This window comes from Klebsiella sp. OBRC7 (assembly GCF_000293135.1).
In the GTDB taxonomy this organism is placed as follows: Bacteria; Pseudomonadota; Gammaproteobacteria; order Enterobacterales; family Enterobacteriaceae; genus Klebsiella; species Klebsiella michiganensis.
Map to the genome: position 1 here is coordinate 1 of NZ_ALNJ01000103.1, position 1,650 is coordinate 1,650.

Annotated in this window: 4 protein-coding genes and 1 pseudogene; all 5 read right to left on the minus strand. The window is 43.3% G+C overall.

Features of this window, described 5'->3' with window-relative positions; translation table 11 throughout:
• Positions 1–199 precede the first annotated feature (199 nt).
• The gene (locus tag HMPREF1144_RS21300; protein ID WP_009653916.1) at positions 200–454 is read right to left on the minus strand and encodes a hypothetical protein; all 255 of its coding nucleotides are present in this window, start codon (positions 452–454) and stop codon (positions 200–202) included.
• 75 nt (positions 455–529) lie between these two features.
• Entirely contained in the window at positions 530–787 is a 258-nt protein-coding gene (locus tag HMPREF1144_RS21305; protein ID WP_009653918.1) for a hypothetical protein, read from the minus strand.
• A gap of 48 nt (positions 788–835) precedes the next feature.
• Positions 836–1,039 carry an HHA domain-containing protein gene (locus HMPREF1144_RS21310; protein WP_004098931.1) on the minus strand — a complete coding sequence of 68 codons (204 nt, stop codon included), beginning with the start codon at positions 1,037–1,039 and terminating at the stop codon, positions 836–838.
• A gap of 33 nt (positions 1,040–1,072) precedes the next feature.
• Positions 1,073–1,441, minus strand: a complete 369-nt coding sequence (locus HMPREF1144_RS21315; protein ID WP_009653915.1) for a hypothetical protein — start codon at positions 1,439–1,441, stop codon at positions 1,073–1,075.
• Between the two features lie 43 nt (positions 1,442–1,484).
• Positions 1,485–1,650, minus strand: a pseudogene (locus HMPREF1144_RS21320) (DNA-binding protein); the annotation flags it as partial.

Sequence of the window (1,650 nt, forward strand, 5' to 3'; positions counted from 1 at the left end):
CATAAGATCGCGGTCCTGTGCTGAGCAAAATGAAGGCTTAGCGTACACGACGCGTGTGAATTGTGCTGAGACGACAATAACGCTTTGTGCTGACACTGTAACTTCGCTTAATGCGTTTTATGTTAAATATCAATCACTTAGCGTCAAATTATAGCTGTTCTTCTGCAATGGCCTGCTCACTATCACTGCCAGCACGACTTCAGTCGGGATAGATGGATTCTTTTCTGGCATTAATGCCATAAAGACAAACACGGTTTTTTTCAGGCAAATGGATACCCATCAGGCGAAGAATAAAGCCGCGCCACCCCCGGTTAACCTGACGGTTATAGTCATACAGGTCTGCATTTTCTTTTTTAAGCTTTGACCATTCATGCATGAGTGTTAGTGCATCGAGCTCGGTGATGTGCTTCACTTCATCACCGATACGTACTGTGTTAATGCCTCTTCCCGTCATGATGATCCCCTCCGGCAATATCAGTTTCAGATTAACGCTGTTGTGATGATGATTTAACTACACACTAAAGGCAATCTAACGTTTAATCATACCTCTGATAATAAAGAACATCATGGTTAATGAAAACACAATCAGAAGCCAGCCAAAGGGTTTGGCATCAAAAAAAGTAGTGATGCAATCATTAGTACAGGTAACCACCTTCGGGGTGACAATAGAAATTCCCCATCCAAGAATAACTACCATAGTGCCTGCTACTGCGGCTAAGAAAAAAGTGGTGAAGAATGCGCATCCGACTACCAGTAACAATCCAATCAGTTCAAATATCATATTCATGATTGCGCTCCAGGTGAGATAACTGCGAACAGACTGATGCTGGCTGTATTATTTAACATATTTCCAGACGCCTGCTGGTATTTTATCATAAAACTTCCCCATTGCCATTTCCGCCAGCCGGTGATCCACTGCGGCATTAAAGTGCTCAAGTTCGTCATCCGTCAGGGAATATTTATTTTTTTCTATTATCCTTTCCAGAGTTTCCTGTGATGTACAGCGGCGTAGTCGTAAAATCCATTCCTGTTTCGTCATTAATTTTATATATCCTGAGGTGTCCCGGTAATATCATTCTGGAAGATGCTTTTCTTTCAGTCGGTTATGAGTGAACCATTTTGCATATGTAATGTAGACCACAAAAGTTAAGAGTGCGGACAGACTATATATCCAGAGAACAGGCACTACGTGATGAAAACGTATCATCTGACCGGATTCATCTGCCATACTCATTAATGCATTGCTGTATGTTTCAGTCTGAATAAACTCGTAGTAAGGTACCATCACAACATGAAGAAAAAATAAATTAAGCAGATACGTCAGAGAAAACGCGTGTTCCTGCCCGTTATAGGGCGCATACTGCGCAAAGGCGAACATCCATCCTGTGAAAAGCAGAAAACACATCGCGAAATACACCACCACCCATACCGCTGTTTTCATCACTGCCCTCAGTTATATAATTTGTCTGTAACGAAAATGGCATTCAGGCGTTCAGGTCCGTGCCGTTCTGCTTAAGATAATCACTGATGCTCAGGCCGGACAAGCGAATGTTATCCGAAATCTCCCTGAACTGCTCCTCCCAGCCGTCCTGCAGCTCCCTGATTGCCGCGATCTGGAAAGCAACACTGAAAGGCGTTCTGCCCAGTTTC